Genomic DNA, 1582 nt, shown 5'->3' on the forward strand with positions numbered 1-1582 from the left:
CGGTGCCGGTGGTGTCGATCGACACTCTCGATCTTGCCGAGGTGTCGGCCGCGCCGGTCTCGGACGAGGAGCGGATTGCGCCGGTGCGGCCGTCGAATACGGCGTATGTGATTTTCACGTCGGGGTCGACGGGGCGGCCGAAGGGTGTGGCGGTGTCGCATTGTTCGGTGGTCAATCAGGTGTCGTGGTTGACAGCCGAGTACGGGTTGTCGCCGGAAGATGTGGTGTTGCAGAAGACGCCGTTCACGTTCGATGTGTCGGTGTGGGAGCTGTTCGGCGGGTTGGCGGCGGGTGCGCGTGTGGTGATCGCGAGCCCTGATGGGCATCGGGATCCGGCGTATCTTGCTGGCGTGATCGGTCGGGAGCGGATTACTGCGACGTCGTTTGTGCCGTCGATGCTTGCGGTGTTCGCTGCTGTCGCCACGCGCGAGGAGTGCGCGTCGCTGCGGCTCGTCCTCGTCGCCGGCGAAGCCTTCCCTGCGCCACTGGCCGATCAATGCGCTGCCCTCGGGCTACCGCAGCTCCATAACCTCTACGGCCCGACCGAGGCGACGGTGCATGTCACGGCGGGGCCGGCCGAGGCGGGTAGTGCGGGTGCGGTTCCGATCGGGACACCTGTGTGGAATACGCAGGTGTTTGTGCTCGACAGCCGACTCGCGCCGGTGCCGGTGGGTGTGGCGGGTGAGTTGTATTTGTCGGGTGTGCAGTTGGCTCGTGGGTATGTGGGTCGGCCGGATTTGTCGGCGGAGCGGTTTGTGGCGTCGCCGTTCGGTGCGGGGGAGCGTCTTTATCGCACGGGTGATCTGGTGCGGTGGAATGCCGATGGTGCGTTGGAGTACATCGGTCGTTCCGATTTTCAGGTGAAGTTGCGGGGGTTGCGGATCGAGCTCGGTGAGATCGAATCTGCTCTTCTGGGCTTGGATGGTGTCGGTCAGGCTGTGGTGCTGGTGCGTTCGGATGCGCATGCGGGTGAGCAGTTGGTGGCGTATGTGGTGCCGGCTGCGGGTGCGTCGGTGGATTCTGTGGTGTTGTTGCGTCGGTTGGGTGCGGTGTTGCCGGGCTATATGGTGCCGTCGGCGATGGTGGTGCTCGATGAGTTCCCGCTCAACAGCAGTGGCAAGCTCGATCGCAAGGCGTTGCCTTCCCCTGTCTTCGAGGCTCGGGAGTTCCGGGCGCCGCAGACAACCGTCGAACAGGTTGTGGCGTCGGTGTTTTCCGAGGTGCTCGGTGTCGAGCGGGTCGGGCTCGATGATGATTTCTTCGCCTTGGGTGGAAACTCACTGATTGCGACCCAGGTGGTCGCGCGCCTGGGCGCGGCACTCGATACCCGGGTGCAGGTGCGGGTGTTGTTCGAGGCGTCCACCGTCGGGGAGCTGGCGGGGCGGCTGGAGCAGCTCTCCGCTGGTGATGCCGGGGTGCCGTTGGTTGCTCGGGTTCGGCCGGCGCAGATTCCGTTGTCGCTGGCGCAGCAGCGGATGTGGTTCCTCAACCGGTTGGATCCGGGGTCGGGGGCGAACAACATTCCGGCCGTAATCAGGTTGTCGGGCTCGTTGGATGTCGATGCGTTGCAGGCGGCCGTGTC

The 1582-nt window shown here is 65.0% G+C and carries 1 pseudogene; it reads left to right on the plus strand.

Annotated features, from left to right (window positions below):
• Positions 1 to 8 precede the first annotated feature (8 nt).
• Positions 9 to 1582 (plus strand): annotated as a pseudogene (locus tag HF886_RS20830) (amino acid adenylation domain-containing protein); the annotation flags it as partial.

The organism is Rhodococcus sp. 105337 (assembly GCF_012844225.1).
In the GTDB taxonomy this organism is placed as follows: Bacteria; Actinomycetota; Actinomycetes; order Mycobacteriales; family Mycobacteriaceae; genus Rhodococcus.